At 71.6% G+C, this 2,835-nt stretch carries 3 protein-coding genes; all 3 read right to left on the minus strand.

All coding sequences use genetic code 11. From position 1 onward, the window contains the following. Positions 1–116 precede the first annotated feature (116 nt). Genes DSY14_RS27430 through DSY14_RS27440 form a run of 3 tightly spaced genes read right to left on the minus strand, consistent with a single transcriptional unit; the run spans position 117 to position 2,775 of the window. Positions 117–956: an ABC transporter permease gene (locus tag DSY14_RS27430; RefSeq protein ID WP_211719503.1), complete on the minus strand. Its 840-nt coding sequence runs from the start codon at positions 954–956 to the stop codon at positions 117–119. An 8-nt stretch (positions 957–964) separates the two neighbouring features. After that, a complete protein-coding gene (locus tag DSY14_RS27435) occupies positions 965–1,948 on the minus strand; it encodes an ATP-binding cassette domain-containing protein (RefSeq protein WP_283091717.1) in 984 nt (327 codons plus the stop codon). Then, positions 1,948–2,775, minus strand: a complete 828-nt coding sequence (locus DSY14_RS27440) for an alpha/beta hydrolase (RefSeq protein WP_211719501.1) — start codon at positions 2,773–2,775, stop codon at positions 1,948–1,950. The genes DSY14_RS27435 and DSY14_RS27440 overlap by 1 nt, the downstream gene beginning before the upstream one ends. Positions 2,776–2,835 lie beyond the last annotated feature (60 nt).

A 2,835-nucleotide genomic window follows, 5' to 3' on the forward strand; every position in this document is an offset into this window, starting at 1 on the left:
CGCGAACCTGCCCCTCCCCCGCACGGGGGCATCGTCCACGCTCCTCGCGCACCGATCCCGCACCGCGCCCGGCGGCAGGTCACCCCCGCGCAGCCTCCTCCAACGACCGCGATTGCTCAGCGGCTCAACCGCCGATACCGGGCCACCGACAACGGTACGAACACCACCAGCAACACCAAAGGCCACACCACCGCCATCAGCACCGCGTTCTGGGCCACCCAACCCTCACCCACCACAGTGGTGTTACCGAACAACTCCCGGCACGCCAACACCGTCGCCGACAACGGGTTCCACTCCGCCACCGGCGCCACCCAGACCGGCACCATCCTGGCCGGCACGAACGTCTCCGCCACCATCGCCAACGGGAACACCAGCGCGAAGAGCTTCATCGCCGCCTCGGGGCCGCGCACCACCAACCCCAGATAGATCCCGATCCACGTGAACGCCGCCCGCAACCACAGCAACAGCACCAACGCCGCCAGCGCCGGCCCCACACCCAGATGCCAGCGCCAACCGATCAACAGGCCCATCCCCACCAGGACCGCCAGATCCACCAACGCCGCCACCACGTCGGCCATACCGCGCCCCGCCAATAGCGCCGAGGGCGCCATCGGCAACGTCCGGAACCGATCCACCACCCCACGCCCTACATCGGTGACCACCGCGATCGTCGTGTTGCCGATCCCGAACGCCATCGTCAGCGCGAACAGACCCGGCATGAGGAAGTCACGGTAGTCGTCACCGTCCACCCCCATGGCCGCACCCATCGCCTCACCGAACACGAACCCGAACAGCAACACCGCCAGCACCGGGATCATCAACGTGCCGACGATCTCGTCCGGTTTGCGCACCAGGTGCGCCAGATACCGGCGGGCCACCACCGTCGCGTCGGCCACCGCCCACCCCGCACGTCCGCACACCGCACGCACCCGACCGGTCGACCCCTGGCCCCGCATCACCGCGCTCACGAGCGCACCCGCCCCGCAACCTCGTCGGACCCGCCACCGTGACCCCCGGTCAGGCTCAGGAACACATCGTCCAGCGTGGGTCGACGCAACGCGATGTCCTCCACCTCCAACCCCGCCTCGCCCAGGGCCCGCACCACCTTGGTCAACTCCGCACCCCCACCCGCGAGCGGTGCGCACACCCGCAACGCGTCCCGGTCCACCGACGGCGGCGCATCGGTCATCCGCTCCACCACCTGCGCCGCCATCCCCAACTCCTCCGCACGACCCACCACGACCTCCACCCGTCCCCCGCCCACACGTGCCTTCAACTCCGCGGGCGCGCCCTGGGCGATCACCCGACCGGCGTCCATCACCGAGATCCGATCCGCCAAGCGATCGGCCTCCTCCAGGTACTGCGTGGTCAACAGCACCGTGGTGCCCCCTTCCACCAGCTCGCGCACCGCCGACCACACCTCACCGCGGCTACGCGGATCCAACCCCGTGGTCGGCTCGTCCAGGAACAGCACCCGCGGATCCAGCACCAACCCGGCCGCCAGGTCCAACCGGCGCCGCATCCCACCCGAGTACGTCCGCACCGGTCGCTCGGCCGCCCCCACCAGGTCGAACCGCTCCAACAACTCCTGAGCGCGCGCCCGGGCCCGCCCACGCCCCAGGTGGTACAGACGCCCGAACATCTCCAGGTTGCGGCGACCGCTCAACACCTCGTCCACCGCCGCGTACTGGCCCACGAACCCGATCCGTTCGCGCACCGCCCCGGGCCGGGCCGCCACGTCGACGCCCGCCACCCACGCGCGCCCCGCGTCGAAGGACGCCAGTGTCGCCAGCACCCGCACCGTGGTGGTCTTGCCCGCACCGTTGGGCCCCAGCAACCCATGCACCGTGCCCGACTCCACCTCCAGATCCACCCCGTCCAGAGCCCACCCGCCGCCCCGGTAGGACTTGCGCAACCCCCGCGCCAGAATCGCCGCGTCCGCGCGCATCAGGCCACCACCCGTCCGGGCGGCACCGCGCCCATCGCCGGTGCGCCCATCGCCCCGGCCGGACTCACCCGTTCGTAGCGCCCCACGGCGATCCGCGCGATGTTGCGCACCGACTCGCTCCCGGCCCGGTAGTAGGAGCAGTGCCCGGGGATGTCACCGGTGGCGAACACCCGGGTCCCGAACCCGCTCCGCAGCGGCGAGGGTCCGTGCCCCACCCCTGCCGCGTACCCGCGCGGGAAGTACCGGATCCAGTCGGTGGGCCCCAACCCCGCCCACAGATTCCCCGCGAACCCCAGTTCGCCGCGGGTGCGCACCCCCATCCCCGGACTGCCCAGCGCCACACAGTCGCTCACCCGCGCCCGTGACAACGCCAGCCCGCACACGACCGTGCCGTAACTGTGGCCCACCAACGTCAGCCGTGCCGACGCCGGCAGAAAACGCGTCAGCCGCACCAGCTCCCGGGCGCCCCGTTCGGCCGGGGCGCGCATCACCGCCTCACCGAACCCCCGCGGGGCCCGGTACCCCACCCACACCACCACGGCCACCCGCTCGGTCGGCGCCTGGCGCCGCATCTCCGCCAGCAGGGTCGCGGCGTTGGCGCGCGGCCGTGTCGCCCGCTTCTGGTCGAAGTAGTTCCCCAGGTCGTTGTCGTTTCCCGGAACGACCACCGCCACGTGGTCGGCCTCGGCCGCGTCCCCCAACTCCTCCACGATGCGCCCCGGCCCGCTCTCGTCCAGGGCCAGCACACGCACACCGAGCCGGTCCTGGCGTCCATAACGCAGGGGACGCTCGATGGGATCGTGCACAGGGGGGTCGACCGCGATCATGGCACTCCTCGACAGGACCGGCACCGCAGGGTTCTTCTCGGACCCTGACCACGCTAGATT

This window comes from Nocardiopsis sp. MG754419, assembly GCF_018207095.1.
In the GTDB taxonomy this organism is placed as follows: domain Bacteria; phylum Actinomycetota; class Actinomycetes; order Streptosporangiales; family Streptosporangiaceae; genus Nocardiopsis.